Source organism: Cohnella baijiui, from assembly GCF_020731285.1.
Taxonomy (GTDB): domain Bacteria; phylum Bacillota; class Bacilli; order Paenibacillales; family Paenibacillaceae; genus Cohnella.
On the sequence record NZ_JAJFOW010000006.1, the window covers coordinates 201962 to 228337 of the forward strand.

The 26376-nt window shown below is 61.8% G+C and carries 26 protein-coding genes; 4 read left to right on the forward strand and 22 right to left on the reverse strand.

What is annotated here, in order from left to right; translation table 11 throughout:
- Positions 1-20 precede the first annotated feature (20 nt).
- The 6 genes from LKX83_RS09245 to LKX83_RS09270 form a co-directional block, all read right to left on the reverse strand.
- Positions 21-905 (reverse strand): carbohydrate ABC transporter permease, encoded by an 885-nt coding sequence (locus LKX83_RS09245; protein ID WP_227881886.1) that lies wholly within the window; start codon positions 903-905, stop codon positions 21-23.
- A gap of 15 nt (positions 906-920) precedes the next feature.
- Positions 921-1823, reverse strand: coding sequence for an ABC transporter permease (locus tag LKX83_RS09250; RefSeq protein WP_227881887.1), 903 nt, complete (start codon positions 1821-1823; stop codon positions 921-923).
- A gap of 121 nt (positions 1824-1944) precedes the next feature.
- A complete protein-coding gene (locus tag LKX83_RS09255) occupies positions 1945-2796 on the reverse strand; it encodes a helix-turn-helix transcriptional regulator (RefSeq protein ID WP_227881888.1) in 852 nt (283 codons plus the stop codon).
- Between the two features lie 11 nt (positions 2797-2807).
- Complete coding sequence (locus LKX83_RS09260; protein ID WP_227881889.1) at positions 2808-3119, reverse strand: DUF4387 domain-containing protein; 312 nt, start codon at positions 3117-3119, stop codon at positions 2808-2810.
- Positions 3116-4489 carry an acyclic terpene utilization AtuA family protein gene (locus tag LKX83_RS09265; protein ID WP_227881890.1) on the reverse strand — a complete coding sequence of 458 codons (1374 nt, stop codon included), beginning with the start codon at positions 4487-4489 and terminating at the stop codon, positions 3116-3118. Before LKX83_RS09265 ends, LKX83_RS09260 begins: the two co-directional genes overlap by 4 nt.
- 100 nt (positions 4490-4589) lie before the next feature.
- Complete coding sequence (locus tag LKX83_RS09270; RefSeq protein ID WP_227881891.1) at positions 4590-5297, reverse strand: FadR/GntR family transcriptional regulator; 708 nt, start codon at positions 5295-5297, stop codon at positions 4590-4592.
- Positions 5298-5490: 193 nt separating this feature from the next.
- Here LKX83_RS09270 and LKX83_RS09275 point away from each other — a divergent pair, with 193 nt between their 5' ends.
- Positions 5491-5910 carry a VOC family protein gene (locus LKX83_RS09275; RefSeq protein ID WP_227881892.1) on the forward strand — a complete coding sequence of 140 codons (420 nt, stop codon included), beginning with the start codon at positions 5491-5493 and terminating at the stop codon, positions 5908-5910.
- Between the two features lie 180 nt (positions 5911-6090).
- Here LKX83_RS09275 and LKX83_RS09280 read toward each other — a convergent pair whose 3' ends face one another.
- Both LKX83_RS09280 and LKX83_RS09285 read right to left on the reverse strand, forming a co-directional pair.
- Complete coding sequence (locus tag LKX83_RS09280; protein WP_227881893.1) at positions 6091-6891, reverse strand: DUF7002 family protein; 801 nt, start codon at positions 6889-6891, stop codon at positions 6091-6093.
- Positions 6892-7072: 181 nt separating this feature from the next.
- Positions 7073-7795 carry a TioE family transcriptional regulator gene (locus LKX83_RS09285; protein ID WP_227881894.1) on the reverse strand — a complete coding sequence of 241 codons (723 nt, stop codon included), beginning with the start codon at positions 7793-7795 and terminating at the stop codon, positions 7073-7075.
- 193 nt (positions 7796-7988) lie between these two features.
- On the opposite strand from LKX83_RS09285, the gene LKX83_RS09290 reads away from it, so the two are divergent.
- Positions 7989-8417, forward strand: coding sequence for a GNAT family N-acetyltransferase (locus tag LKX83_RS09290; protein ID WP_227881895.1), 429 nt, complete (start codon positions 7989-7991; stop codon positions 8415-8417).
- Positions 8414-8653 (forward strand): hypothetical protein, encoded by a 240-nt coding sequence (locus LKX83_RS09295; protein WP_227881896.1) that lies wholly within the window; start codon positions 8414-8416, stop codon positions 8651-8653. The genes LKX83_RS09290 and LKX83_RS09295 overlap by 4 nt, the downstream gene beginning before the upstream one ends.
- Positions 8654-8751: 98 nt before the next feature.
- Here the strand turns inward: LKX83_RS09295 and LKX83_RS09300 are convergent, their stop codons facing one another.
- The 13 genes from LKX83_RS09300 to LKX83_RS09360 form a co-directional block, all read right to left on the reverse strand.
- Complete coding sequence (locus LKX83_RS09300; RefSeq protein WP_227881897.1) at positions 8752-9912, reverse strand: ABC transporter substrate-binding protein; 1161 nt, start codon at positions 9910-9912, stop codon at positions 8752-8754.
- Positions 9913-11100 (reverse strand): CaiB/BaiF CoA transferase family protein, encoded by a 1188-nt coding sequence (locus LKX83_RS09305; protein WP_227881898.1) that lies wholly within the window; start codon positions 11098-11100, stop codon positions 9913-9915. It abuts the gene before it with no gap.
- Positions 11101-11105: 5 nt separating this feature from the next.
- Positions 11106-12104 carry an aldose 1-epimerase gene (locus tag LKX83_RS09310; RefSeq protein WP_227881946.1) on the reverse strand — a complete coding sequence of 333 codons (999 nt, stop codon included), beginning with the start codon at positions 12102-12104 and terminating at the stop codon, positions 11106-11108.
- A gap of 62 nt (positions 12105-12166) precedes the next feature.
- A complete protein-coding gene (locus LKX83_RS09315; RefSeq protein WP_227881899.1) occupies positions 12167-12961 on the reverse strand; it encodes an enoyl-CoA hydratase/isomerase family protein in 795 nt (264 codons plus the stop codon).
- A gap of 21 nt (positions 12962-12982) precedes the next feature.
- A complete protein-coding gene (locus LKX83_RS09320; protein WP_227881900.1) occupies positions 12983-13768 on the reverse strand; it encodes an SDR family NAD(P)-dependent oxidoreductase in 786 nt (261 codons plus the stop codon).
- 126 nt (positions 13769-13894) lie between these two features.
- Entirely contained in the window at positions 13895-15490 is a 1596-nt protein-coding gene (locus LKX83_RS09325) for a response regulator (RefSeq protein ID WP_227881901.1), read from the reverse strand.
- Positions 15483-17267, reverse strand: a complete 1785-nt coding sequence (locus LKX83_RS09330) for a sensor histidine kinase (protein WP_227881947.1) — start codon at positions 17265-17267, stop codon at positions 15483-15485. The genes LKX83_RS09325 and LKX83_RS09330 overlap by 8 nt, the downstream gene beginning before the upstream one ends.
- A 45-nt stretch (positions 17268-17312) precedes the next feature.
- Positions 17313-18146 carry a carbohydrate ABC transporter permease gene (locus tag LKX83_RS09335; protein WP_227881902.1) on the reverse strand — a complete coding sequence of 278 codons (834 nt, stop codon included), beginning with the start codon at positions 18144-18146 and terminating at the stop codon, positions 17313-17315.
- 3 nt (positions 18147-18149) lie between these two features.
- Entirely contained in the window at positions 18150-19034 is an 885-nt protein-coding gene (locus tag LKX83_RS09340; RefSeq protein WP_227881903.1) for a carbohydrate ABC transporter permease, read from the reverse strand.
- Between the two features lie 155 nt (positions 19035-19189).
- Positions 19190-20482, reverse strand: a complete 1293-nt coding sequence (locus LKX83_RS09345) for an ABC transporter substrate-binding protein (RefSeq protein ID WP_227881904.1) — start codon at positions 20480-20482, stop codon at positions 19190-19192.
- A gap of 244 nt (positions 20483-20726) precedes the next feature.
- Entirely contained in the window at positions 20727-21386 is a 660-nt protein-coding gene (locus tag LKX83_RS09350; protein WP_227881905.1) for a bifunctional 2-keto-4-hydroxyglutarate aldolase/2-keto-3-deoxy-6-phosphogluconate aldolase, read from the reverse strand.
- A gap of 37 nt (positions 21387-21423) precedes the next feature.
- Positions 21424-22401 carry a sugar kinase gene (locus tag LKX83_RS09355; RefSeq protein ID WP_227881906.1) on the reverse strand — a complete coding sequence of 326 codons (978 nt, stop codon included), beginning with the start codon at positions 22399-22401 and terminating at the stop codon, positions 21424-21426.
- The gene (locus LKX83_RS09360) at positions 22398-23042 is read right to left on the reverse strand and encodes a GntR family transcriptional regulator (protein WP_227881907.1); all 645 of its coding nucleotides are present in this window, start codon (positions 23040-23042) and stop codon (positions 22398-22400) included. Before LKX83_RS09360 ends, LKX83_RS09355 begins: the two co-directional genes overlap by 4 nt.
- Before the next feature lie 244 nt (positions 23043-23286).
- On the opposite strand from LKX83_RS09360, the gene LKX83_RS09365 reads away from it, so the two are divergent.
- On the forward strand, positions 23287-23973 hold the full coding sequence (locus tag LKX83_RS09365; protein ID WP_227881908.1) for an FHA domain-containing protein: 687 nt from the start codon (positions 23287-23289) through the stop codon (positions 23971-23973).
- 80 nt (positions 23974-24053) lie between these two features.
- On the opposite strand, the gene LKX83_RS09370 is transcribed toward LKX83_RS09365, so the two are convergent.
- Positions 24054-26120, reverse strand: coding sequence for a penicillin-binding transpeptidase domain-containing protein (locus LKX83_RS09370; RefSeq protein WP_227881909.1), 2067 nt, complete (start codon positions 26118-26120; stop codon positions 24054-24056).
- Positions 26121-26376 lie beyond the last annotated feature (256 nt).

The following is a 26376-nucleotide window of genomic DNA, read 5'->3' on the forward strand; positions in this document are numbered from 1 at the left end:
CCTTTTTTTGGTCGAACGCTTTATTCTTTCACGCCGCCATCCAATACGCCCCGGGTATAATGCTTGAGGATGATCGGATAGAGCATCAGAATCGGCACCATGGCGACCACGATGGTCGCCGCCTTCAAGGCGGAAAAGTCGAGCTGCGCGATGTTGTTGTTCTTGAGCAGGTCGTTCGCCCCGACGAGCGCCGTCGTGTCCTGCTCGACGACGAATTGGCGGAGCAGCACCTGAAGCACCGTGTTTTTCGGACTGGACAGGAAAATGCTGGACTTGAAAAACTCGTTCCATTTGGCCACCGCGTAAAACATCCCGATCGTCACGAGCGGAATGCGGGACAAGGGCAGCACGATCCGCGCGTACAGCGTCAGATGGCCGGCGCCGTCGATCTTGGCCGCTTCGGTCAAGGAGTCCGGAATATCCTCCAAAAAGCGCATCAGAATGATCAAATAGTACACGTTGATCATCCGATACAGGACCATCGCCCACAGATGGTCGAGCAGGTGAAGATCCTTCACGACCATATACTCCTGCACGATCCCCGGCTCGAAAATCATGACGACGATGAGGAACACCATCAGCGGCGTCTTGCCGACCAGGTTTTTCTGGACGAGCACGTACGCGGCGATCGAGGTGAAGATCAGGCTCAGGATCGTGCCCGAGACAGTGATGAACAGCGAGTTCAGCAGCGCCCTGCCGACGATCGGATTGCCGAGCACGACTTGGAAATTCAGAAGGGAAAAGCCTCTGGGCCACAGCTCGTATCCGCGCAAGAGATGGACTTGGGCGGGATTCGAAAGCGCCCGGGCGACGAGATTGACGATCGGCACGAACATCGTCAGCGTGACGAGCGTCAGGAAAAGCGCGATGAGCGTTTGGGATACGGTAAACTTGCGGGCCGGCATGTCGCCGCCTCCTTCCTACCAGGCGCCTTTGGACGTCAATCGCTTCGAGAGGAAATGCGTGGAGAGCACGAGAATCAGTCCGATCATGCTCTTGAACAGATTGGCGGCCGTCGCGAACGAATATTGGTTGTTCAGCAGCCCCATCCGGTACACATACGTGTCGATGATGTCGATGCGGCTGTTGACGGAGCTGTTCGTGAAGTTCAACACCTGGTCGAGTCCGGCGTTCATGATGAACCCGACGTTCAGGATAAAAATCGTGACCATGGGGAGGTAGAGATGCGGCAGGACGACGCGCGTCACGATTTGCCATCGGTTCGCCCCGTCCAGATGGGCCGCCTCGTACAGGCTCGGACTCACGCCCATGATCGCCGCCAGGAAAAGGATCGAGTCCCAGCCCATGCTGCGCCAAGCCTCGCTCGCGAGCAGCACCCACCGGATGCTGCTTTTGTCCGTCAGGAAATCGTGGGCGGGCAGGCCGAACAGCTTCAACAGCTCGTTGACGGCGCCGGTGGACGGGGAAAGGAACTCGAACCAGATGCCCGCGATGACGACCCAGGACAGAAAGTGCGGCAGATAGGAGACGACCTGCACCGCCTTGCGGAATTTGCCGTTCGACAGCTCGTTCAGCAGGAGCGCGAACAGAATCGGGATGGGAAAGATCAGCACCAGCTTCATCGCGCTGATGACGAGCGTGTTGCCCAGTACCTGCCCGAAGATCGGCGTGCTGAACAGCTCTTTGAAATATTTGAAACCCACGTACACATCGCTGCCGATGATGCGGAAATCGTAAAAAGCGAGCTTCATGCCCCAGATCGGCCAGACGTGGAAAAGGACGAAATAGGCGATGCAGGGCAGCAGCATCAGATAGAGCGCTTTATCCGTCCATATTTTTTTCAGCTTGCCGTTCGCGTTCATTCGGTCGTCCCCTCTCCGCTGCTTGACCCGCGTTCGTGTAAGCGATTACCGAACAATTCGATCTTAATGGATTTCGCGCGCCCGTTCTTCTCGTTAACGCGCTATTTTTTCTCAAAAACAGCTATCGCCCCTTCGTTCGAACATATTGCCGGTACGCCTTCGGCGTCATGCCGACGATCCGGCGGAACGCTCTGTAGAAGGCCGCATGGCCTTGAAAGCCGCAGGACAAATAAATATCGGTGATGGACAAATTCGGATCGGATAGTCCCTTTTTCGCTTCCTGAATCCGGATCTTCGTCAAATAATCCTTGAAGCCTTCGCCCATCGTCTCCTTGAACAGATGGTAGGTCCGGGACGTGCTGAGCGATAGGCAGGCGGCGATGTCTTTCAGCTGAAGGTTCTCGGAATGGCGGGCATGGATCAGGTCGAGGGCGGGGCGCAGCTTTTGGTAGGCTTGGATGGAGCGCGTCCACTCCTCCGGGGACAGCTCGCCGGCATAGTGGCGCAGCAGCAGCGCGCATACCTGGATGAGCAATCCCTTGACCATGCTACGGTGGCCGCGTTCCCCGGCTTGCAGCTCCTGCCAGATCGCATGCATGTGGCGCCCGATCTCCGCGCTGACGGCAAGCGATCGATCCAGCTTGTTCGCGAACTGCGGCGACTTCAGAATAAACGGGGCGAGCAGCTCGTTATCCGCCGCGCCGATGAGGGAGGCGTCGAACTTGACGAAGTAGAACCGGCTGGGGCGATCCGGATCGGATACCGCCCGGTGCTTCTCCATATGGCTCACGACGAAGACGTCTCCCGCGCGAACGTCATATTTCTTTTCCTCGAAGAAAAAATGCCCTTCCCCTTCGAGGCAGCAGCCGATCTCGTTCGCATCGTGCCAGTGGAAAGGGGCGAGCTTCGTCCCCGGCACCCAGCTCGTCATATGGATGGGAAAGTCTTTGTTCAGCTGATAGTCCCGTTTCATCCCGTCCTCCTTCAGAGCGGCAGCTCGAGCGCCATGAGCGGCGCGTGCTGCTGGGCGCCATAGACGTCGCGGTCGGGGAACGTGCCCGAGGACACCTTGCGGGCAAGGGTGATCTTAATGCCAAGCGCGGGATCGAAATAGACGAGCTGCGTAATCCGGTCTTCCGGAATTTGGTACAACTCGGAAATCGTCTTGCGGTCGATCAGGCCGAGCGTCTTGACCCGGCGATACAAGTCCGCGTCCTCGAACAGCACGTCGAGCGTCAGCTCGAACGGGCCGCTGTTTTTGCTGCGCAGCACCTTGGCCGCTTCGTACAGCCTCATGCCCGCACCTCCTCGTATTCGATCGGAAACCATGATAGCGGGTCCGCCGCTTCCATCAGGTGATAGACGGAAAACGCGTACACCGGGCCAAACGGAACGTCGCTCGGCGCGAACGGGAAGGCAAGGTTGCCGGCCGTCGACTTGCGCCCTTCGTACCCGTAGTGCAGAAACGTCGATCGGAGCGTGGCGCAGACGGTGTTGGCCAACTCCTGCGTTTTGGCCGCCACCTCGAAGACGACGCCAAGCTCGTGGGCAGGAGACCGATTCGGTTCCAGGTCGCCCATGACGCCGTTCAAGCCGTAGTTCAGAAACTGAATGCGGTAATCGTCCGCCGGGACGTCGCCGTAATATTCGCGGACCTGCGCCTCGACGAGGCGCTCCACCTCCTCGATTCGCGAGACGAGCAGCGGATCGCGGACGCCGGCGACGACAAAGGTGCGATAGGCGGCATGCATGGCGCCTTCGAGCTTGATCTTGTAAGTCGGCGTCCGCTCGAGCCGGCTGCCGCGCACTTCGACGCTCCCGTCCCCCCGCTCCTCGAACGTGCAGTCCCCCAGATGCAGCACGTGCCCGGGACCGCGCAGGATATACGGGTGGTCTTTCTCGTAGAACGTATGCGCCGCGACGGAGACGCTCGTGCAGCGGCGGGCCGCGCTGAGCGGCTGCACGACGAACGAATCTCCGCGCAGCGTGCCGAGCATGCAGTCCTTCGTCGTCCCTGGCGCTGCGGCCAGCGCGGCGCATTCCAGGATTTTGCCCATATGATAGGCAAGCCCGGCGTCGAAGCCGCGGCGGATAGCCGGCGCGGCGAATGGCGAAGGGTCGTAGGCTCTCCCGCAAATGATCATGTCCGCGCCGGCCTCCAGCGCTTGCACGATCGGCTCGTGTCCCATTTGGGCCACGATTCGGGTTGTGGCTTCAAGCCGCTCCGGCGTTAGCGCCGGAACGGCGATCCCGAGCGGCTCGCAGCGCCCGGCTGCCAGGCTCTTCTCAACAGCCTCCTTCGGAATATCGGCCCAGATGACGGCGAGCTTGACGCCGGTCCATCCGTGCTCGCGGACAATCTCCCGCACGATGTCCCGCGTCCATTCCACATGGACCCTCGCCCCGCTGCCGCCGGCCGAGCCGATGAGGATCGGGATGCCCGCTTGGACGCCGTGCGTCAGGATGATCTCGAGATCCTTCTTGCAGGCCTGTCTGCTGACGATGGCCGTCCCCGCGCCCAGCTTGTGGGGACCGGCGTCGGTCGATCCGGCGTCGACGACAATCGCATCCGGGCGGCGGGCCATTCCTTCCTCGAACGACGATTCGGGAAAGCCGTAACCCAGCATGCCGCAAGGGGCCAAAATTTTGAATTCGTCTTCGTTCACGCGCGCTGCCTCCTCCATGTTGGGATCGAATGATGATTTCGTATCCGCTTTCATTTTTTGGGTAATTGGATGATCCAATTATGGCAAAAGAGGGCGAGCTTCACCCATTGACGATCGGCTCCTCCTGCCGCATCACATGACGCTTCACCTGGGCGAGGTGCGCGAGGAGCGCTTCCTTCGCCCGCGCGGGATCCCGGGACCGGATCGCTTCGTAGATTGCGGCATGTTCCCGGTAGACGTCCGCATGGCGTCCGGGAATCGCCGCCGTCTTGCACATCGTCCTGCGCAGCAGATCCATGTGCAGCTCGATCAGGTTGACGAGCACGACGTTGCGGCTCGCACGCGCGATCGACATGTGGAACGCCTGATCCGGCGTTCCCTGCTCTTCGCCGGCGCGCTCGATCGTCCCCCACCGCGCGAGCGCGCGTCCGATCTCCTCCAAGTCTTCCTCCGACGCCCGTTCGGCCGCGAGCTCCACGATGCCGGCTTCGAACAGCGCCCTCGCTTCCAGCAGCTCGAGAATCGTCGCCCGTTCGATCCGGTCGAGGAGCGCCTTGCGGTCCTCCGCTTCGCCCAGCCGCCGTGCGACGGATCTGCCGCCTCCCGGGCGGGTCTCGATCAGCCCTTCGCGTTCGAGGATGCGGAACGCCTCGCGCAGCGTGCCTCGGCTGATGCCGAACGCCTGCGCGAGCTCCCGCTCGGTCGGCAACGCGTCGCCGGGCGACAGTTCGCCCTCTGCGATGAGGCGTTCGATCTGTTCGATTACGTCCTCGTAGACGCGATGGTACTTGATTTTTTGAATCGTCATCGGTTTGCCCTTCCCGTCTTCATGGACGTTTCCTTGCTCATTGGATGATCCAATTATCCGCGCCTACATCGTAAGGGGCATGCGGACGGCTGTCAATCCTTTTCTTCTCCCCGATGAAGAACGTACGTTTGCAATCGCGCGCGACGACTGGTACGATAAGAACGAAATCCACCCAGCAAAGGAGCGAAACGACATGCCGCTGAATGCTTACTTGAACTTTAACGGCAACACCCGCGAGGTCGTCCATTTCTATGCGGACGTATTCGGACTCCCGGCCCCCGAGCTGATGACGTTCGGATCGATGCCCGCGAATCCGGAGCACCCTCTGCCGCCCGGTGCGGAAAATCTCATCATGCATGCGCGCCTGCGGATCGGCGGCAGCGATCTGATGTTCTCCGACACGTTCCCGGGCATGCCGTTCGAAGCTGGCAACAACTTCTCGCTAGCGCTCGTGCTGACGGACGAGCAGGCGCTGCGCGATGCCTTCGCCAAGCTCAAGGAAGGCGGCTCGGTCCTCCTCGATCTTCAGGCCATGCCGTGGAGCCCTTGCTACGGTCAGTTGACGGACAAGTTCGGCATCCAATGGCAGTTCAGCTTGGAGCAGAACGCCTGATTCTCTTCCTCCGGTGTTTGTTCGATAGCGAATTCACGCAGAAGAATAGATTCATAAAGCCTCCCTACCGATCCTACGGCTGGGAGGCTTTTTTCGCTTTTTGGCTTGCAGGGGTCCGATGCCGGCGAAGCAAAATGGAACAGGCACGATCGGCGAATCTGCCCGAACGCCTTGGCGCATTCATCCGAACAACACCTCGGCCGGCCTCGTCAAATCCAGCCATCGCTCCGGTGCCGAGGACACGGGCGTGACGTAGACGGCTTGCAAAAAAGCGGAGAGCGGGGCGACTTCACCCTCGACCAAAATTTCGCGGATGTCGGAAGGCTTCAGCGGAACGGGTCCATCCCTGACATGACCGAAGTCCGCCAACGGCAGAAACAAGGCCGGGCTTTTCCGGTATCGGCAACGATGGGGAAAGCGGGGAGCGCTGCCGGAATCGTATTTGGACAGCTTCACCTTGGCGGCGTGCGCCGCCAGCAACGAATGCGCATCCAACGCTAGCACCGCGAACGTCTCCTCCGGCTCCCGGCGGCCGTACATCTCCCACATCGCGCGGCAGTTCCGGATCGTCGGCCAGAAGAAGACGTGGCGGTCCAAACTTTCGCGGAACGTTTCCTGCGAACATCCTTCCTCCAGCATGGCGTCCGGAATCCTCAGATGCGCGTTGAGCGTCGCCGCGTGCGCGCCCATCCTCGCCATGGTCGGAGCCTCCCGTCGCCTGCCCGCTTCCGCCGGGAGCAGACGGGCGCTCGACCGCAGCGCATCCCGCTCGGCCATGGCGGGCAAATTGCTCGCCCGGGTGAAATGATAAAGCGTCTTTCTGCCTTTCGCGTGCGTGACGGCGGCTGCGATGTCGGCTAAGTTCGGGATAACGGCGGCCTCCCGTCCGGCCGATACGGGCGATCGGCGGTCTTTGCTGACAGTATCGCCGAAACGGCGTATGTCCAGCCGCCTCAGCGACAGGCAGGAATCGCAAGGCATCGACGGACCAAATTAATTAATGTTATTAAGTATGTGGTTAATTGCTTGCGCATTAATTAACTGTATTAAATATATAACGGGATCCGAATCCCTTCCCTACGGCGCTGCTGCCGTTGTCGTTCTCGCGCAAGCCTAAAAGGCCGTTAATCCCGTTAACGACCTTCGCATCCAGCTTGGGCGCTCAGCACTCGGGCGCCTTCGTCCACAGCCCGAGCGTCCGGCAGAGCGCGACCATCTCGCCGACAGCCTCGTATTGGAGCCGGTTCCGCCCGTGAATGCTGACCAGCGCGTTTTCGTACACTTTACGGGCTTGTTCGATACTGTGATGCTCGACGGATTTGACGATTTCTTTCATACGGTCGAGGAAGTACACCGTGCGGCGCAGCGTGCGGATGAGCAGGATTTGACGGACGTGCGTTGGCGTGAACAGCCTATACCCGTTTTCGGGATCGCGATCGGGCGTCAGCAGCCCTTCCTTCTCCCAATGGCGGATCGCCGAAGTCGGCACGTCGGCCAGTTCTGCGACCTCGCCGATCGTCATGCGGCTTTTCGGCTTGCGGTGGCCGGAGAGCGGCAGCGTAGGATCCCGCAGCAGCGCGAGCGTCTCGTCGGCGATTTCTTTCTCGCGGTGGAGATGGGCCTGTTCCCGATTCACGAGCCACAAGGCGGCATCGGCATCTCCTTCCCGGATATGGCGCAATACCTGCCTCGTGACGGGTACGCCAAAACCCGCGAACAGGGCGCGCAGACAGCGGAAATACGCCAGATGCACCTCTGAGTAGAGCCGATAGCCGTTGGCGTCCCGTTCGGGAAGAGGCACGAGATCCCAGGCTTCGTAATGGCGCAAGGCGCTGGTGCTGATCCCGAGCGCGCGGGCGATCTGGATCGGTTTATAGCGACGCATCGTCCGCCTCCGTTCTCGTTTCGTTTGCTTCCACTATACCGGATCGTCCCTCCGCATACAAACGCTGGAGCAAAAGCTTAAAGTGCTTTTCTCGGCTTTCCACCCGGCAAGCGAGCGATCATGCACAACGACCTTATCACTTGCATCAGTGTTGTATGATCTAAGTTGAATCGAATCTGAAAGGAGCAAAATCATGAACATTCGGCATGAAATCCCGGACGCCCCGACGTACCTGAGCTTGCGGTCGGCGGCCGGACTAACGCGGAGCGACGAAGCATCCGCCGAAATCGCGCTGCGCCATTCCCTTTTTTCGGTCGTCGCTCGCGACGAGCTTGGCGAATGCATCGGCATGGCGCGGGTAATCGGGGACGGAGGCTTGCATTGGCAGGTCGTCGATCTCGTCGTCCTTCCCGCCCGTCAGGACCAAGGAATCGAGGCGCTCCTGCTGGCGGAGGTCGCGGATTTCTTGAACCGCGCCGCGACGCGGGAGGCCGACGTGACTGTCATGGCTTCCCTCTCCGCTCTTCCGCTTTATCAGCAAGCCGGCTTCAAGCTGGTCTATCCCGACCGGTACGGGATGTCCCTCGTGACTGCGAGCGCCGAGGAGGAACAAAGACGATGACGGAATGGATCGATATACGCGGCGCGCGGGAGAACAACCTCAAAAACGTCAGCCTGCGCATCCCCAAGCATCGCCTCGTCGTGCTGACCGGCCCTTTGTTGGGTTCTTTGTATGATTTTTCGCATATAAACCGCCGCTTTCCGTCGGAAAACACGAATCTGTTCGATTTTTCGCATACAAACCATCGCTTTTCCGCCATTCAACACGATTCTATTCGATTTTTCGCATCTGTTTAGCCTCTTTCGATTTCATTTTCCTCATCTTGCAAAAAGAGCCACGATTCGGCAAGCTGCCGAACCGAGGCTCTTCAGGTTTGCGGCGATCGGAACGCCGACTAAACGCGCGCCAGCTCGCGGTACAGCGCGTTCAGCGCCGCGACCGTGGTCGCCGCCGGAGACGGTCTGCCTCCGCGGGCGCGGACGAGCGCCTCGTGGAGCAGCAGGCCCGCCTGTTCCTGATAAGCCGGGAAGATCGCTGTGCGCGGCCGCATGTAGCTGCGCTCGAGCGTCTCGCGCGTCGCCCGGAAAAACCCGCCGCTGTCCGCGTTCGTTCGCTCGTCCTCCCAGGCCGAGGCGTGGCCGGGCTGCCCTCCCGCGTCGTAATAGTCCGTCCGCTGCGCTTCCGGACTGGCCGCCAGCATGGCGAACGCGACGGCCAGCGGGATGTGCGCGGACTTCGCCGATACGGCGATGCCGACGCCGCCGAGAAGCGACCGATCCGGGCGACCCGTCGCCGACGGGATGTCGCCGAAGCGGAGACGCCGACCCGCAAAGGACGTCCGCGCATAGTTCGTGTAGCCGAACGCCAACGGCACGTAGACGATGTCGTCGGAGGCGGACATGCGGTCGTACATCTGGATCGGATTCGACGCGAGCGACGACTCGTGCAGGTGCGGGAGCATCGCCTGCATCAGCTCGAGTGCCGCCACTCCCGTCTCCGGCGCGATCCCCTCGCGTTCGTCGAAGAACGCTTCCCCGCCCAAATTGGCGCACAGGGACAAAAAGCTGCACATCGCATCCGTCGGACAGAGCGGCCAGCCGACCCGGCGTCCCGCGTTCAGAGATGCGGCCCACTCGCGCACCTCCGTCCAGGCAACTGGCAGGCGCCGGCCGCCGGTCAGATCGGGCCGATAGCACGACACTTGGGCGGCCGCGTCGACCGCAAGCGCCCATTGCCGGCCTGCCCAGGCGTAGCTCCGGTGGCTCGGACCGACGCTATGCATCGCTTGAACGTCCAGAAAATCCCGGGGAATCCAGTCGTCCAGCGGTGCCAGTACGCCCTGCATAGCGCTGATCCCGACATGCGGATGGTCGATCAGCAGGATGTCGTACGCCTCGGCGAGCGCATCCACCGGGTAATCGCCGAAGTCCTTGAGCGACCGGCGGTCCCACTCGATCCGGACGCCCGGACGACCTGCGACGAATCGCTCGGACAGGCGGAGCAGCGGCCCGTAGCCGCGCTCGTGATTCCACGTCATCCCTTTCAGCGTGACCAATCAGATGACCCCTTTCTCCCGCATGCCGGCGATCCGGTCGTCGCCGTAGCCGAGCTCCCGCAGAATCTCCGCGTTATGCTCCCCGACGAGCGGCGGATGCCGTTCGATCGCCCCAGGCGTCTCGCTGAATTTGACCGGCACGTTCACGGTCTTGACGACCCCGGCGGTCGGATGCGTATAGGCGGCGAACGCGCCCAGGTGCACGGCTTGCGGGTCCCGCTCCACCTCCAGGTGATTTTTCACTTCGGACACCCACATGTCGCGCGCGAGCATCCGTTCCACCCAGTAGGCGGTCGTTTCTTTGACGACGGTCGCCTGAATGCGGAAAAACACCTCGTCCCGCTTGTCGTACAGCATGTCGGGATCGTCGTAGTCGTTCAACCCTACGTCGCCGAGCACCTCGGCGAGAACGGAAATCGGATTGACCGATATGCACATGTAGCCGTCTGCCGTCCGGTAGATGCCGAACGGCGCCGACTGGCCCGGGTGCGCGATGCCCGACAGCGGCCGCTCGAACAGCTTGCCCGAATTAAGCGTGACCGCGAACTCCTGCAACTGATGGGTGATCAGGCATTGGAACAGGTTGATCTCAAGCTTTTGCCCCTTGCCCGTCCGTTCCCGGTAGTACAGCGCCGACAGCAGCCCGTAGACGATGTTGTAGGCGCCGAGTTGGTCTGCGATGCCCGTCCCGAGCGGCGTCGGCGCCGCATCGGCACGGCCGGTCAGCGTCGTCAGGCCGCTCAGCGACTGGATCATCAAATCTTGGCCCGGCCGGTCGGCGTACGGGCCGTCCTGCCCGTAGCCCGTGCTGGAGCAGTAGATCAGCTTCGGATTGATTCGCTTCAGCGCCTCGTAGCCGAAGCCCAGCTTCTCCATGACGCCCGGCCGGAAGTTTTCGATTACGAAGTCGCATTCGGCGGCGAGCTTGTACACGATCTCCCGCGCCTCCTCGGACTTCAGATCGAGGGCGAGCGAGCGCTTGTTGCGGTTGAACGCCAGGAAGCAGGGCGACTCCGTACCGCCGACCCAATATTTGAGGAACGACCATTGGCGGTAGCTGTCTCCGCTCCCCTTGCGTTCCACCTTGATGACGTCCGCCCCCAGATCGCCCAGCATCTGGGTCGCAAACGGACCTTGCAGCAGGTGCGTAAAGTCCAGCACCTTGATTCCTTCCAGCGCTTTTTCCATCGTCGTCATCCTTTCGTCGGTGCTGGTTCCGCCATGCCCGCCATGCCCGCCATGCCCGCCATACCTGCCATTCCCGCCGCGCCGGCCGCCGTCATCGGCTCGACCCGCCAGGACCATGCCGCCGTTCGGCGCTCGCCGGGCCTTAGCCCGGCCGCGCCGGTCCATTCCGCAGGCAGCGGGGAGTTAAACGCGTCGGATACGCACGTCCAGGGCTCGAGCGATACGGCGTCCGCCCAGGGCGGCTTGAATACGATCAAGTAGCCGAACGCCTCGTCGAAGTCGAAGCGGAACTGGACACCCGCCTCCGGGAGCGCGATCCGGCATGATCTAGCGCGCTCTTCCAAATGGAATACAAAGTGGTCGACGTCGGCCGGCAGACGGTCCGGCGTCAGCCCGTCGCCCAGCGCTTCGCAGAGCGGGGTGCGGATCGGCAAACGGCGGAAGACGCCGTCCGCGTCCGCGGAATATTGCAGCGCAACCGGGGCAACCAACTCCGCGGACCCCTCGCCGGCCGGCATGGCAAAATACGGATGCAAGCCGAAGCCGTAGGGCGCAATGTCCTTCCCTTCGTTTATTGCCTCCAACGCCCCTTCGATCCGTCCACCCGACAACCGCCAGGTAAGCCGCAGTACAACTTCGTGCGGGTAGTAGCCCGATCGCCCGGCTTCGCCGGACAGCCGAAGCTCCGCAACCGCCGCCGCGCCCCTCTCCTCGTCCGCTTCCAGCGCGGCGATCTGCCATGGCATTCGCCGGATCTCGCCGTGCAGGTGATTCGCCCCTTCGTTCAGGGGATACGCGTAGTCGTGGCCTCCGAATGCGAACGTCCCTCCGCCGATCCGTCCGGGCGGCCACAGCAGCGGCACGCCGTATTCGGACGACCTCGCCGCGAGCGTCGCCAGCGTCGGCGGCCCCACGATCGTTTCTGTCCCGGCCAGCCGGCAGCGGATCAGATTGAAGCCGATGTCCGGCGCGAATGCCGCCATCGAATCCGTTTCCCGATCCATCAGCACGACGGTGCGGCCGTCCTGCCCCGTTTCAACGCAGGCCTCGTAGCGGGCGCCCCCGCTCATTTGCCGATAAAGAGGGGCGGGCGCTTTTCCGCGAACGCGGTGATCCCCTCCTGCGCGTCTGCGCTGTAGAACAAATTCGCCAAGTACGCCCGGTCATAGGCCTGTGCGGTCTCGAGGCTCGCATCCCGCCCTTCGTTGACGAGCTTCTTCAGACCCTGCACCGCCAACGGCGCCTGCTCCGCAAGGCTCGACGCGAGCGTGGCCGCGGCTTCTGCCAGCTGCTCCGGCGGGACGACCGCATTCACGAAGCGCAGCTCGCGGCCTTCCTGCGCGGTCAAGAACCGGCCCGTCATCAGCATGTCCTTGGCCGCGTAAGGGCCGAGGATGCGTAGCGCCTTCTGCACTCCGCCTCCGCCCGGCACGAGCCCGAGCTTCACCTCAGGCAGCCCGAACTTGGCGCGCTCGGATGCGACGATCAGATCGCACGCCAGCGCGAGTTCGAAGCCGCCGCCCAACGCGTAGCCGTTGACGGCGGCGACGACCGGCTTCGCGCACTCCTCGATCGCCCGGTACATGTCTCGTCCCTTGTTCTGGAACGCAAAAAACGCCCCCAAATCAAAGCTCCGATATTCTTCGATGTCCGCCCCTGCCATGAACGCCTTGCCCGCGCCGGTCAGGACGACCGATCGCACGTCCGGGCGCTCGTGAATCCGGCGAAAGATGTCCGTCAGCTCCGCCATCATCGCGGCGTTCATCGCATTCAGCTTGGCCTTGCGCCGCAGCGTCAGCGTCAGCACGCCGCCTGTTTGTTCCACTTGCAGGTACGTATAGTCGAATGTGATGTCGTTCATCCCGGTAGCCTCCTCAGTCTCTCATTCGCCGCGCGCCGACTGTCCGCCGTCGACGACGAACGTTTGCCCCGTGACGAACGAGGCGGCGTCGCTGCACAAATACAGCACGAGATCCGCCACCTCCTCGGGCTGTCCGAAGCGGCCGATCGGATGGGCTTCGTTCCATAGCCGGATCAGCGCCTCGCGGTCTTCCGTTTCCTCGAATATGTTCTCGTTCATCGGCGTCATGATCGTCCCGGGGGCGACCGCATTGATCCGGATGCCCTGCGGGGCGTACTGTACGGCCGTTTGCCGGGTGAAAGAAAGAATGCCGCCCTTCGACGCGCTGTAGGCGGCCCAGCCGAGAAAGCCGTTCAGCGCTTGGGTGGAGGAGCAATTGACGATGGCGCCTTTGCCTTGGCGCTGCATGTAGGGGATGGCGTGCTTGCACCCGCGGAATACGCCGCCGAGATTCACATTCAGCACCTTCTGCCAATCCGCCTCGCTCGTCGCCGCCGTCTCTCCGGCTATCGCGATGCCCGCGTTGTTGTAGAGCATGTCGAGCCGGCCCCGCAGCGCATGCGCCGCCGCCATGAGCGAAGCCATCTGCTCGTCGCTGCCGACGTCCGCCGGGATAAAGACGGCGTCGTGCCCGTCGGCGCGCAGCTCGCGCTCCAGCGCCGAGCCCTTCCCCTCGTCGCGGTCGGCGATGACCGTCGTCGCGCCCGCATAAGCGAATGCGCGCGCCGCCGCCGCTCCGATGCCCATGGCCCCGCCCGTCACGACGGCCGTCCGTCCCGCAAAATGAAAAGTCACGTCTCGCGCCATACCGGACCTCCTCGTCATGTTCGAACCCGCTTTGACCGGCAGCGGCCGGTCGAGGCGATATCTTCATGATAGAGCGTCCGCGCAGGCGCGCGTAACGTGACGGGTTTTACTTTTCTTCTATTCTTTTTAGGAGTTTGTCAGACTACGGTGATCGGCCGGGGTGAGGCCGGTCAAATCTTTGAAAATCTTGTTGAAATATTTGACGTCGGCGTAGCCGACCGCCTCGCTCACTTCGTACACCTTCAGGTGCGTCGTCCGCAGCAGTTCGCGCGCCCGCTCGATCCGAAGCTGCATCAGGTACTTCGTAAAGATCTCCCCGACCTCTTCCTTGAACAGCCGGCTGAGATACGAGGCATTGACGAAGAACCGGTCGGCCAGCTTCTGCAGCGAGACGTCCTCGGCGTAGTTCGCCTCCAAGTACCGCAGCACGTCGACGATGAGCTTGCTTTTGCGGCTTGCCTTGGACAGCGCCGCGGCCTCCACCGCTCCCCGAAACGCCCCGACGACGAAAGACCGGATCTCCTCCAAGGTATCGAACGCGCCCGCCTGCGCGAGCCATGCTTCGCCCGCGGAAGCACCCGCATCGCCTTCCGTCGGCTCCTTGCATTCCCGCAGGATGCGCATCAGGACGCGCAGTATCTCCTCGAGATCGCGCGCGGACACGCGTTGGCGGCGAATGTCCTCGAACAGATCCGCGAGCAGTTCCTCCGTTTCCTGCGAGCGGCCCGCGGCGACGCCGTTGTACAGTCGAAGCTGCAGGTCTTGTCCGAACAGCTTGCGCGGTTCCTCGAAAGTCACGTCTTCGTAGAACGTCGCGCGGTCGTGTCCGAAGTACATTTTCATCTTAAGCGAATTCAGCGCTTCCAGATACGCTTGAAACGCCTCGCCGAGTGTCGCGTGGCGACCGCTCACGCCGATCGAGACGGTCACCTTGACAAACCGTTTGACGCTTTCGCGAATGCGCGCGAGCAGCCGCTCGAGCGTTGCGGTATCTTCCGCATCCTCGCACCATAGCGCGAGGCGCTCGTCGATCTCGAACGGATCATGCCGCCATCCGCTCTCCCGCGCATACTCTTCCGCGATGTTGCGGACCGCATAGGAGAGCAGCTCGAAGTCCCGACGGCCATAGCGTTCCTCGAGCCCGCTGCGCCGGTCGATCTCTAACAGGAGAACCACGTAGCGGTCCGGAGGCTCCGCCATCCCGAGCGCCTTGCGCTGCGTCTCGAAGGCCGCCTCGTCCGTCCTGCGGCCGGAGAACCACCCCGCGAGCAGCTGTTCTCGCAGCTGATGGCGATCCTGCTGCCACCTGGACTCCTCGGCCGCCCGCCGGAGCCGCTCCGCCTGCTGTTCGTCCCGCCGACGCGCGAGCTTCAGGAAGAGCTGCAGCATCTCCTCGTCGTTGACCGGCTTGAGCAGGTAGTCGTGCGCGTCCAGCCGCATGGCCGTCCGAACGTATTCGAAGTCGTCGAAGCCGGTCAGGACAACCTTGATCGTATCGGGATGCGACTCCCGGATGCGGGCGAGCAGCGTCAGGCCGTCCATCACCGGCATGCGGATATCGGACAGCAAAAAGTCGATCTTCTCCTCCCGGAGGATGCGGCAGGCGTCCTCGCCGTTGCCGGCTTCGAAGATGCGCGAAACGCCGCACAGCTTCCAGTAATCCGCGTTCGCCAGCGCTTCCCGTGTCCAGCTTTCGTCTTCGGCGATTAACAGACTATACATGGCTCCCTCCCGGCGGTTGGGGCAGCGTCACTTCGATCGTCGCGCCCTGGTTCGGCTGACTGTAGATTTGCAGCCCGTAGCGTTCTCCGTAATAATGCTTGATCCGATTGTGGACATTGCTGAGCGCGAAAATCCGGTCGGTCGACTGGTCGCCGGAAGCCAGATGCGCCCGGACCTCCTCCAGCCGCTCCGCGGACATGCCGAGGCCGTCGTCCTGCACCGAGAAGACGACTTCGGCGCCGATCCGGTACCCGGTGATCGCGATCGTTCCTTGCCCCTTTTTCATCTCGACGCCATGGATGATCGCGTTTTCTACGAGCGGCTGCAGCAGCAGCTTCAAGACCGGCATCTCCATCAGCTCGTCTTCCACGTCATAGGTGACGTCGAACTTGTCCCGGTAACGAATTTTCTGGATCTGCAGGTAGTAACGGATGTGCTCCAGCATCTCCCGCACCGTGATCCAGTCCTCCCCTTTCAGACTGTGGCGGAAAAAGTGCGACAGCGCGTGCGTCATCTCCGTCACTTCCCGTACCCCGTGAAGCTTGGCGATCGCATAGATCGAATTGAGCGTGTTGTACAGAAAGTGCGGATGGATCTTCGACTGCATCAGCTTCAGCTCGAAATCCTGCTTCATCAGCTTTTCTTCGTACAAGTTGCGCACGAGCTGCTGGATGTTTTCGGTCATCGTGTTGAACCCCGCGAACAGGATGCCGAACTCGTCCTTGCGCTGTTCCTCGATTTGATAGGCGAAGTCCTTTTTCCCGACAAACTGCTTCATCGCGCTGAGCAGACGGTACATCGGGTTGTAGATGCTGCGCATGAACAGAAACGCGAGCAGCAGCATGGCAGCTACGGCGACGGCGGCGACCGCCAGAATGTCGTTGCGCAGCCGGACGATTTCCCGGTTCCAGTCTCCGCGGGGCACGAAGGCCATGTACTTGAAGCCGGTGCTCTGCGACGTGTGGAACACGACGAGCTGCTTCTCGCCCCCGGCCTCTCCCGTGAGTCTCCCCTCGCCCTTCTCGCGGATGTCGGGCATCTGCGCGAGAAACGCCGGCATCTCCCCGAAGCGCGCCAGCGGGAACGCGTCCTCCCCGCTTCCCGTCTCGCTCAAGCTGCGCCCGTCTCCCGTCAGCACGAGCGTCTTGATGCCGCCCGCGTTGGCGTTCACTTTTTGAATATAGTCGGAGATCGTGGATTCGCTTACATGTATGAACAGCAGGTTACCGTCGTCCGACGGGTCGAGCGCGATCGGATAGGTGATGTAGTTCGCCTTGCGCGTCATATAGGTAAACCCCGCCTCGTTCTCCAGAAACCAATGCGGCGTTCCCGCCTCTTGGGCCGCCAGCTTCTCGATATGCTGCACTTCGTTGTTCGGATAAACGTACATCGTCTTTTCCGACGTGAGCAGCATGCGGTTGCGGCGGTTGTACAGGCTGATCGAGTAGATATTGTGTCCGGCGATCTGCATCGAGTTCATTTCGCCCATGATTTGGTTGATCCGGGACAAGTCTTCGTATTTGGAAAGATCGATGTCCCGCTGCAGAAAGCGGCGATAGGAGAAATTAATGAGAAAGGGAGTCACGGTATACCGCGACTCCTTCAGCACCGACTCGATGCTCTCCTCCAGCAATTGCAAGTTGGTCGAGACCGAATCGCTGACTTTGTCTTCGATTATCGCCGTCGAGCTCTTGTAGGCGAAGAAGGAAACGATGAAAAGCGGCACGCAGATGAGGATGAGGAAGTAGGCGATCAGCTTGAAACGCAAACTGTGCATGTTCAACGGGTGCGCTCTCCTTTGTTTGCGTGCATTACTGAGTATTTAACCTTTTGTCGCGCCTTCCGTCAATCCTGAAATGAGCTGGCGCTGGATGACCAGGAACAGCAGGAACACCGGAATCGAGATCAGGATCGACGCGGCCATCATCGTACCCCAGTTGGTTTCGTACTGCCCTTTGAAGTCCATGATCCCGATCGGCAGCGTTCGCTTGGCGGGATCCGTCATGAAGACGAGGGAAAACAGGAATTCCTGCCACGTCATCAGGAACACGTAGGCCGCGGTCGCGCCGATGCCGGGACGGAGCAGCGGGAGGACAACCCGGACGAAGGCCTGAAGCTTGGAAGCGCCCTCCATCATCGCAGACTCCTCCATGTCGATCGGGATGTTCAGCATAAAGCTTCGGAGCAGCCAGATTGCCACCGGAACGGTGAACGCCATATACGCCAGAACGAGACCGGGATAGGAGTTCAGCAGCCCGAGTGCGCTTACGATTTTGTACAGCGGGATGACGATGGCGCTGATGCAGAACATCTGGCTGACCAGAATGACGTTCAGCAAAAATTTGCGCCCCGGAAACTCTAGCCGCGTAAAGCCGTAGGCGGCTAGCACCGAAACGACGATCACGAGCACGCAGGTGACGACGGAGACGAACAGGCTGTTCATAAAATACCGGGCGAACTGCTGGTGATGCAGAGCCGCCGTGAAGTTGGACAGCGTGAAGTGCTCCGGAATCCAGACCGGCGGCACTGCAAACAGTTGATCGGCCGGCTTCAGCGACGTCGACAGCATCTGCAGAAAGGGAAACAAGGTGAAGAACAGCAGCAGTGCCAGGCCTGCCGCAAACAATACGCGTGGTCCGATGCGCTTCATCGTCATTTTTTACGCCCCTCCGTTTCGTTCGTTTTTGTGCATTTGCCGGATGAGGACGAGGCTGATCAGGAAAATGAACAGGAAGCTGACGACGGACACCCGCGACGCTTCGCCGAAGTTGAAGTGGCCGAAGCTCAATTCGTAGATGTACGTCGGCGCGATGTGCGTCGAGCGGATCGGACCACCGCCGGTCAGGACGTAGATCATCTCGAAGTAGTTGAACGTCCAGATCGAGACGAGCAGAACGACCGTCTTCAGCACGCCGGAAATCGACGGCAGCGTGATGTGGACGAACTGCCTCCAGCCGTCGGCGCCGTCGATCCGCGCGGCTTCATATTGGTCTTGCGGCACGCTCTGGAGCGCGGCCAGCAGCATGAGCATCGCGAAAGGATAACCTTTCCAGATTGCGGCCAGGACGACGGAGAACATCGCGAGTCCCGGCGTTCCGAGCCAATCCGTCGCATGCTGTCCGAAGCCGAGCTTCGCGATGAGCGAGTTCAAAAAACCGAACTGCGAATCATATACGAGCCGCCAGGTCAACGCGGCAATGACGCCCGGCAGCACCCAGGGCAGCAGGACGAGCACGCGCACGAGCCAACGCAGCGGGAATTTGCGGTTCAGCATGAGCGCGGCCGCAAGGCCGACGACGACTTGGAAAAACGCGACGCACACGGTCCATACGATCGAGTGTTTCCCGACTTTCCACAATTCGCCGCTCTTCCAGGAATCGACGTAACCGGACAGCCCGATCCATTTGGGCGCGCCGTGCGAAAGATCCGTATCCTGCAACGAGATTTGCAGCGAGTAAAGCAAGGGGATAAACAACAGCACAGCGAGCAGCAGTACCGAGGGGCCGACAAGCAAATACCCCAACCACGTCGAACGTGTCTTCATGTCTTCACTCCCGTTCGTTCCGTTCGATTCGAAGGAATCCTGCCCGGCCTTGCGCCGGGCGATGGTCGTTTTGGCCGTTAAAAAAGAAGGCGCTGCACAGGGGCCAAGCGAATCCGGCAGCGCCTTCTATGAAATAGGTTCCGTTCCAAGCCGACTTACTTGTTCAGCAGCTCGTTGATTTTGTCCGCCGCTTCCTGCAGCGCGTCCTTCGGGCTTTTGTCGCCCGTCATGACCTTCTGCGTCGCCTGCAGCTGCAGATCCGCGATCGCCGGATAGTTCGCGACGTTCGGCCGGTAGGTCGCCGTCGTCAGTTGCTGATAGATGACGTCGGGATATTGGCGCTTCTCGTCCAAATATTCCTTCGCCGCTTTTTTGTTTGCCGGTGTGAGCATGGTGATCTTCTTCTGGTTTTCATAGTTGGTGGAGTACTGGATGAAGTCCCAGGCCAGCTCTTTGTGGCTGGAGTTGGCGTTGATCGCGAGATTGAAGCCGCCGAACGTGCCGATCGACTGACCGCCCTCCGGTTTCGGCAAGTTGCCGACGCCGTAATTCATGTTCGGCGCGCGAGTCTTGATCGTGTCCTGCCCCCATTCGCCGTACATCGTCATCGCCGTTTGGCCGCTCGTGAACAGCGTCATCGCGTCCTCTTCGTTTTTACCGACGCTGCCCGGCGGGCTGATCTTGCTCATGTCCGACCAAAATTGCAGCGCTCTCACGCCGGGCTCTTCATTGATCAAAATTTTCTTGCCCGAGTCGTCCAGCAGTTTGCCCCCCGCCGCCACGGTGAACGCGTCGATGAGACATTGGACCGACTCGCTGCTGCCCGCCCAGTTCGAGGCGCCGTATTTGCCGTTCTTCGTCAACTTCTCGCCGTAGGCGAGGAATTCGTCCCAGGTGACGGGCGGCTTCTCGGGATCCAGCCCGGCAGCCTTGAACATGTCTTTGTTGTAGTAGAGCACGCCCCAGACGCCGACGTCGAACGGCACCGCGTACGCTTTGTCCTGGTACGAGCCGGCGCCCCATGCCCCGTCGAAGTAGTCGTCGGCTTTGACTTCCGACTTCGCCAAATAGTCGTCGAGCGGCACGATGTACTTTGCCGCCGCATATTGCGCGATCCACACCTGGTCGAGCAGCAGGACGTCGGGACCTTCGCCGCCCGCGACCGCCGGGAGCAGCTTGCTCTTCAACTGGTCGTACGGAAACGCCGTAATCTGGACTTCCGCGTTGTATTGGTCCTCGAAGGACTTGGCCGCGTTTTCCTGCGCTTCCTGGATGTTCGTGTCCGCCTGCTGCAGCGTCCAAACGACGAGCGTCTGTTTTTTGCCCGTGCCGCCGGACGGCGAAGCGGAGCCTGAGTCTGCCGCGTCCTTGCCGCCGCTCGAGCCGCAGCCCGCCAAGAGCGCCGCCGTCATACAGGAGACGAGCGCCGCTTGTCCGATTTTCCTCACGTTCATTGCCCCTTTGCTGGATTGTGGTGGTCTACGTTTAGTATAGAGAGGTCGCGAGTGGCGAGGAATCCGTCGCGTTTTACATTTGTTCTATTATTTTGACTTCCTGGACCGGCCTCTGGCAAGATCCGCCGCGCACAAAAAGCCGTCCCGCCGATCCACAAGGATCGGGCGCGACGGCATCGGCATAGCGAAATCGGCGCCTGCGGCAGCGGGACTTTGCGTCCCCTCCGCAGCCCGCCGGTCAGCGGCTTTTCGCCGCCCGGAATGCTTCGACGTATTGGGCAGCCCGGGCTGCGATCAGGCTGAGGTCTCCCCGGCGCACGGCTTCGTTCGTCAGGTCGGAGCCGATGCCGACCGCGACCGCGCCGGCGGCGATCCATTCGCCGAGGTTGTCCAGCGTGACGCCGCCGGTCGGCATCAGGTTCGCCTGAGGCAGCGGTCCTTTGATCGCTTTGATCATCGACGGCGAGCTGCTCGGGAACAGCTTGACGATGTCGACGCCGAGCTCGAGCGCCTCCTGGATTTCCTTGATCGTCATGACGCCCGGCATAATGGGCACGCGATACCGGTTGCAGAGCGCGACCGTAGCCGGATTCAGCGATGGGCCGACGACGAATTCGGCGCCGCTCAGGATGGCCGCACGCGCCGTTTCCGGATCGAGCACCGTCCCGACGCCGATTACGGCGAACCGGTCCGGATCGTCCGAACGGCTGTCGTACTTCGCCGCCAGCCGTTCGATCGCCTTGAGCGCCGAGGGCACCGTCATCGTCACCTCGATGACCTTGATCCCGCCCGCGATCGCCTGCTCCGCCATTTCGGCCACTTCGTCCGCGTCCTTGCCGCGAAGCACCGCGACGACGCCCTGTTCCACGATCGATTCGATCAGCTTCCACTTTCTCATCCCGTTCTCTCCTCCATCCGGACCGCCAGGGGCCCGGTTATCGTTCGATATGCGCTTCCTTGCCCAGCAGGGCGTCCACTTCGTCTCCGCGCGGAAGCCCTTCCCAATCGCCCTCGACCTGAACGACGAGCGAGCCGACCAGGTTGCCGAGCCGCACCGCTTCGACTGGCTCTGCGCCGCGCAGCAGGCCGGCGAGAAAGCCGGCGCAAAAGCCGTCGCCCGCGCCGATCGCGTCAACCACTTGGCGGGCTTTGAAATACGGCACCGACGTTACGCGGTCCCGGTCGACGAAGTACGTCTCCTCGTTGCCGCCTTTGACGATCGAGACGCCCGGCAGCTCGCGCAGGCGAGCGACGATCTCGTCGAAGTCGTCCGTATCGTAGAGGAGCTTCAACTCGTCCAGACCGGGGAGGAAATAGTCCGCCTCCCGCGCCAGCGGCAGCAGCACGCTTCGCGCCTCCTCCAGCGGCCAGAGCTTGAGCCGCAAGTTCGGGTCGAAGCAGACGGGGACGCCGTTCGCCTTGGCGATGCGAACCGCCTCGAGCGCCGTCGCGCGGCAGCTCGGGCTGAGCGCGGGCGTGATGCCGGTCAGATGCAGCAGCTTGGCCCCGGCGATGTAGCCTGGGTCCAGATCGCCGGGCTGCATGCCGCTCGCCGCCGAGAGCTTGCGGTAGTAATAGACGGACGTCCGGCCGGCCAGCTGCTCGCGCAGCATGAGACCGGTCGGCGCCTCCGCCGTGAGGCGCGCTCGGGATACGTCGACGCCTTCGCCGCGGATCGTCTTCAAGATGCTCCGTCCGAGCGGATCTTCGCCAAGCAGGCCGAACCAGCCGACGCGGTGCCCGAGCCGGGCGAGACCGATCGCGACGTTGCTCTCCGCGCCGCCGAACGAGCGGGCCATGCCGGCGCTGTGCTCGATGCCTTTGGCGCCGCCGATCAGGAGCGCCATCGTTTCGCCGAACGTGACGACTTCCGGCCAGAAGGCCGCCGTCTTCTCTTCATTGCTAGGCGTCATGCGTCAGTTGCCTCCTTGTTCGTTGCGGGATGGGTCCTGCCCTTGTCCATCCGCCACCATACCTCGTTCATATGAGCGAGGAGCGTTCGCTCGATCTCCCCTTCGTCGCCCGACTTCAGCGCGGCGAGCAGCGGGAGATGGCCTTCGGCGATGGAGATCAGATCCGGAAAGTACAGCTTGTTCGTGACCGCCATGAACCGCTTGAGCTTCACGGCGAGCTGATCCCACAGCTGCAGAATCGTACGGTTGCCCGCGCGGGCGAAAAAATACCGGTGAAAATCCATGTCCAGGTCGATAAATCGGTAATGATCTTCCTGCGCAGCGGCTTCCCGCATCCGCGAATAGAGCGCATCGAGCGCGTCCATGTCGCCCTGCCGAATGGGCAGGCAGCGCCGGACGGCGTGAAGCTCGATCAGCTCCCGCAGCGCGTAGATCTCCTCGATCTCTTCCTTGCGGACGTCCGCCACGATCGAGCCCTTGTTGCTTTGGCTGTCGAGGAGCCCCTCCTGCTTGAGCCGCTCCAGCGCTTCGCGGACGGGTGCCTGGCTGATGTTGAGCGCGTTCGCGATCTCAAGGACGAGCAGCCGCCTCCCCGGCGCCAGCTCGCCCCGCACGATCGCTTCCCGGAGCGCGAGATGCACCTGCTCGCTCAGGGTTTGACCGCGTTCGTCCAGATGATAGGAAATGGCGTTTCCTCCTTCGTACCGCTGCCGGCGGGCGAAATGAAAGATTCCGTTTGATTATCGATATGATTATCGATAATATGTCGTTCCACGTCATGATATCAACCGCGACTTCTCCCGTCAATGCTCGGAACAACTTTTTCCTTGTTTCGCTCGTCCAACCCACGTGAACGAAATTCAATCCGAAACGAGGCCTCCTACCGTGCACCGAACGCCCTGTCTGATCATCGAACGCGGATATCCGTACGAAGGAGGCACCCCGCTGCCGCTGGAGCAGGACGTTACCGTCCTGGGCCGGCGAGACGAACGCTGGACGCCCGACATCCCCTTCGACAACGCCTTCATCTCCCGCAAACAGGCGGAAATCCGGTTGGAAGACGGCGAGTACGTCCTGACCGATCTGGATAGCAAACACGGAACGACGCTGAACGGCAGCCCGCTCGTCCCCTTCCGTCCGGCGGTCCTCCGCTTCTCCGACCGGATCGCCTTCGCGAAAGGTATGGTCATGCTGGCGTTCTCCCCGTTCCGGCTGGACGAGACGCTGGACTTCGCCCCGTTGTCGCCCGGTATCCATAAAGCCCGCGGCGGCCTCGGCCTCGACCCGCTCCGGCAGACGGTCCAGCACGGCGAATCCTCGTACGCGTTGTCGGACAAGGAGTTTCGCTGTCTCGAGCTGCTGGCCGGCAAGGAGGGACAGTTCGTCTCCCGGGACGAGATCATCCGGTACGTCTGGCCTGAGCGATCCGGCGCCCGAGAGCCGTCCGTGCCGGTCACCGCCGAGGAGATCCATTCGCTGCTTTACCGCATCCGCAAGAAAACCGATCAGCGGATTGCGATCGAGAGCATCCGCGGCAAAGGCTATTTGCTGCAAGCCGGGATCGGCGAATGATCGGAAAAGAACCGGCTTCGTCCTCCTTCGGGAGTCCGAACCGGTTCTTTTTTTGCGGCCGATAGGGCCGGCGAGCTTCGTCAGCCGGGCTTGTATTGCTCGAACACATGCTTGACCTTCGGCGTGACATACGCGCTGCCGCCCCGGCCCTTCACGTTCTCGACCATCACCGAGAGCAGCAGCTCGGGATTCGCCGCGTCGAAGCCGACGAACCACCCGTTTTCCGTGCCGGGGCCGTCCTTGGTCAGCTTGATCTCGGCGGTCCCGGTCTTGCCTGCGATGGAGGCGCCCTGGATGTAGGCGCCGTGGCCGACGCCGCCGGGCGTGCTCACGGCTTGGAGGAGATCCTTCTTGAGCAGCTCCGCCGTCTCGGGCTTCATCGCGCCCTCGCGCCACAGCCGCGCCGGCTGATCGGCGTCCTCCTCCGTCAGGAGCGGGTAAGGGATGTTCCCTCCGTTCACGAGCGCCGAGAACACTAGCGCCACGTGCAGAGACGTCATCGTCAGTTCGCCTTGGCCATATCCGGTATCCGCCAGCTGGACCTCCCCTCGGATGCCCTTGTTGGCCAGCTGCGACGCCTTGAACGGGTACGGCAGCGGCAGCGCCTCCCCGATTCCGAACTTCGCCGCTTCCGCCGCGAACGCTTCCGCCCCGACTTGAACGGCGGTCTGCGCGAAGTAGATATTGTCGGAATAGATGAGCGCCTTCGCGAGATTGACCGGATTGACGGCGTGCACCCGTTTGACATAATAGCTGCCCCACGATTTGTCCTTCGTCCACGTCAATCCCTCGATCGTCCGGTTTTCGTCAGGGTCAAGCTTGCCGAGGTCGAGCCCGATCGCCGCGGTCGCGACCTTGAAGGCCGAGCCCGGTGCGTACGCCTTGGTGAAGCGGTTCAGGAACGGATGCCGGGGATCGTCGTTCCAAGCGGCATACTGCTCAGCGGACAACCCGCGAACGAAGGCGTTCGGGTCGTAGGACGGGCTGCTGACGAGCGCCAGAATTTCGCCGGAGAGCGGCTGGATGGCGGCGGCCGAGGCCTCGTCGGCCTTCAGCTCCGCATAGACGCGCTCCTGCAGGTCCGCGTCGACGGTCAGCTTGATCGTATCGCCCGGCTCGGCGGATTTCTCGGCGAGCACCGCCTTCTCCCGGCCGTCGGCGTCCGCGATTGTGATCCGGACGCCCCCTTGTCCGCGCAGCCGCTCCTCGAACACCTGCTCCAGCCCCGCCTTTCCGATCGGATCGCCGGATTGATAGCCTTGATCCTTGCGCTTCTTGAGCTCCTCCGCGCTGATTTCGCCGACGTAGCCGGTCAAATGGGCGGCCGCTTCGCCGTAAGGATAAAGGCGGACGGACTTGGATTGAAACTGGACGCCGGGCAGCTCGGCGAACGGATTCGGATCGTCGTCCGGCGTCATGGCGATCGGTACGAACAGCTCCGGCTTCACCCATTTGGCTTCGAGCTTTTTGCGAATGTCGGCCGGCTCTATGTTCAGCAGCTCCGCCAGCTTCGCGATCGTCGCGTCCTCCGCTTCGCCCAGCTGGCCCGGCACGATGCCGAGCTGCAGCGCCTTGCCGTTCACGGCCAGCTCCTTGCCGTTGCGGTCCAGAATTTCGCCTCGCTCGCCCTTCGACGTCTGAACGCGAACCTTGTCCCCTTCGGCCATCCGGGGGAAGATCAAGGACGGATCCCAGGCGATGCGCCATTGGCGCTCCGTCTTCTTCGGATCGTCGGTCGGCATCTCCACGCGAACGAGCCTCGCCTCGTGGTCGAAGCGAATAGGGCCTGCCTGCGTCTCCAACGACACTTCATAACGCATCGTCCGTTCCGCAGCCTCAGGCGTCGGACTGGCTTCCGCTGACGCCGGGGGCTGCGTCCGGTCGACGACGGCGAGCGACGCTGCCTCAATCCCGTCGTAGATTTTCTTGTAGCGGGTGGCGAAGTCGTCCCGCGTGATTTTCGCCTGCGCTTCGGGCGTGAGCCGGTCGTACATCTTCGCGTAATTCAGGCTCTGCCAATCGGCCAGATACGCCTGGAATGCTTCCTCGGGCTGCTCTACCTTTTCTTCTACCTTCTCTTTTTGTTCGCATCCGACCAGGACGAGCGCCAGCACGCCTGCTGCGACCAACAACCAACGTCTCTTCATCGGGGCTCCCCTCCTTGATTCCACAACGTATGGAATGCGTTATTCATCATAGAACGGTCCACAGGTTCGTTCAATAGCAGCATCCTCACAAACGGCTGACAGCCCGCGGTTCTCTAATCCGCGGCGCGTGATGAACCACTTCGCCGTTCAGTGAACAGATTCCTTTTTTAGGCAGCGGAAGCGCGTTTCTTCGTCCGGCGTCCGGCAGCGAACCTACTCGCGCCAAAAAAAGGCTAGCGGCACCCGCTAGCCCCTC

Coding starts and splice junctions, on each gene's coding strand:
- LKX83_RS09245 (WP_227881886.1), bottom strand. CDS start 905: ATGCCGGCCCGCAAGTTTACCGTATCCCAAACGCTCATCGCGCTTTTC.
- LKX83_RS09250 (WP_227881887.1), bottom strand. CDS start 1,823: ATGAACGCGAACGGCAAGCTGAAAAAAATATGGACGGATAAAGCGCTC.
- LKX83_RS09255 (WP_227881888.1), bottom strand. CDS start 2,796: ATGAAACGGGACTATCAGCTGAACAAAGACTTTCCCATCCATATGACG.
- LKX83_RS09260 (WP_227881889.1), bottom strand. CDS start 3,119: ATGAGGCTGTACGAAGCGGCCAAGGTGCTGCGCAGCAAAAACAGCGGC.
- LKX83_RS09270 (WP_227881891.1), bottom strand. CDS start 5,297: ATGACGATTCAAAAAATCAAGTACCATCGCGTCTACGAGGACGTAATC.
- LKX83_RS09275 (WP_227881892.1), top strand. CDS start 5,491: ATGCCGCTGAATGCTTACTTGAACTTTAACGGCAACACCCGCGAGGTC.
- LKX83_RS09280 (WP_227881893.1), bottom strand. CDS start 6,891: ATGCCTTGCGATTCCTGCCTGTCGCTGAGGCGGCTGGACATACGCCGT.
- LKX83_RS09285 (WP_227881894.1), bottom strand. CDS start 7,795: ATGCGTCGCTATAAACCGATCCAGATCGCCCGCGCGCTCGGGATCAGC.
- LKX83_RS09290 (WP_227881895.1), top strand. CDS start 7,989: ATGAACATTCGGCATGAAATCCCGGACGCCCCGACGTACCTGAGCTTG.
- LKX83_RS09295 (WP_227881896.1), top strand. CDS start 8,414: ATGACGGAATGGATCGATATACGCGGCGCGCGGGAGAACAACCTCAAA.
- LKX83_RS09305 (WP_227881898.1), bottom strand. CDS start 11,100: ATGGAAAAAGCGCTGGAAGGAATCAAGGTGCTGGACTTTACGCACCTG.
- LKX83_RS09310 (WP_227881946.1), bottom strand. CDS start 12,104: ATGGATCGGGAAACGGATTCGATGGCGGCATTCGCGCCGGACATCGGC.
- LKX83_RS09315 (WP_227881899.1), bottom strand. CDS start 12,961: ATGAACGACATCACATTCGACTATACGTACCTGCAAGTGGAACAAACA.
- LKX83_RS09320 (WP_227881900.1), bottom strand. CDS start 13,768: ATGGCGCGAGACGTGACTTTTCATTTTGCGGGACGGACGGCCGTCGTG.
- LKX83_RS09325 (WP_227881901.1), bottom strand. CDS start 15,490: ATGTATAGTCTGTTAATCGCCGAAGACGAAAGCTGGACACGGGAAGCG.
- LKX83_RS09330 (WP_227881947.1), bottom strand. CDS start 17,267: ATGCACAGTTTGCGTTTCAAGCTGATCGCCTACTTCCTCATCCTCATC.
- LKX83_RS09335 (WP_227881902.1), bottom strand. CDS start 18,146: ATGACGATGAAGCGCATCGGACCACGCGTATTGTTTGCGGCAGGCCTG.
- LKX83_RS09340 (WP_227881903.1), bottom strand. CDS start 19,034: ATGAAGACACGTTCGACGTGGTTGGGGTATTTGCTTGTCGGCCCCTCG.
- LKX83_RS09350 (WP_227881905.1), bottom strand. CDS start 21,386: ATGAGAAAGTGGAAGCTGATCGAATCGATCGTGGAACAGGGCGTCGTC.
- LKX83_RS09355 (WP_227881906.1), bottom strand. CDS start 22,401: ATGACGCCTAGCAATGAAGAGAAGACGGCGGCCTTCTGGCCGGAAGTC.
- LKX83_RS09370 (WP_227881909.1), bottom strand. CDS start 26,120: ATGAAGAGACGTTGGTTGTTGGTCGCAGCAGGCGTGCTGGCGCTCGTC.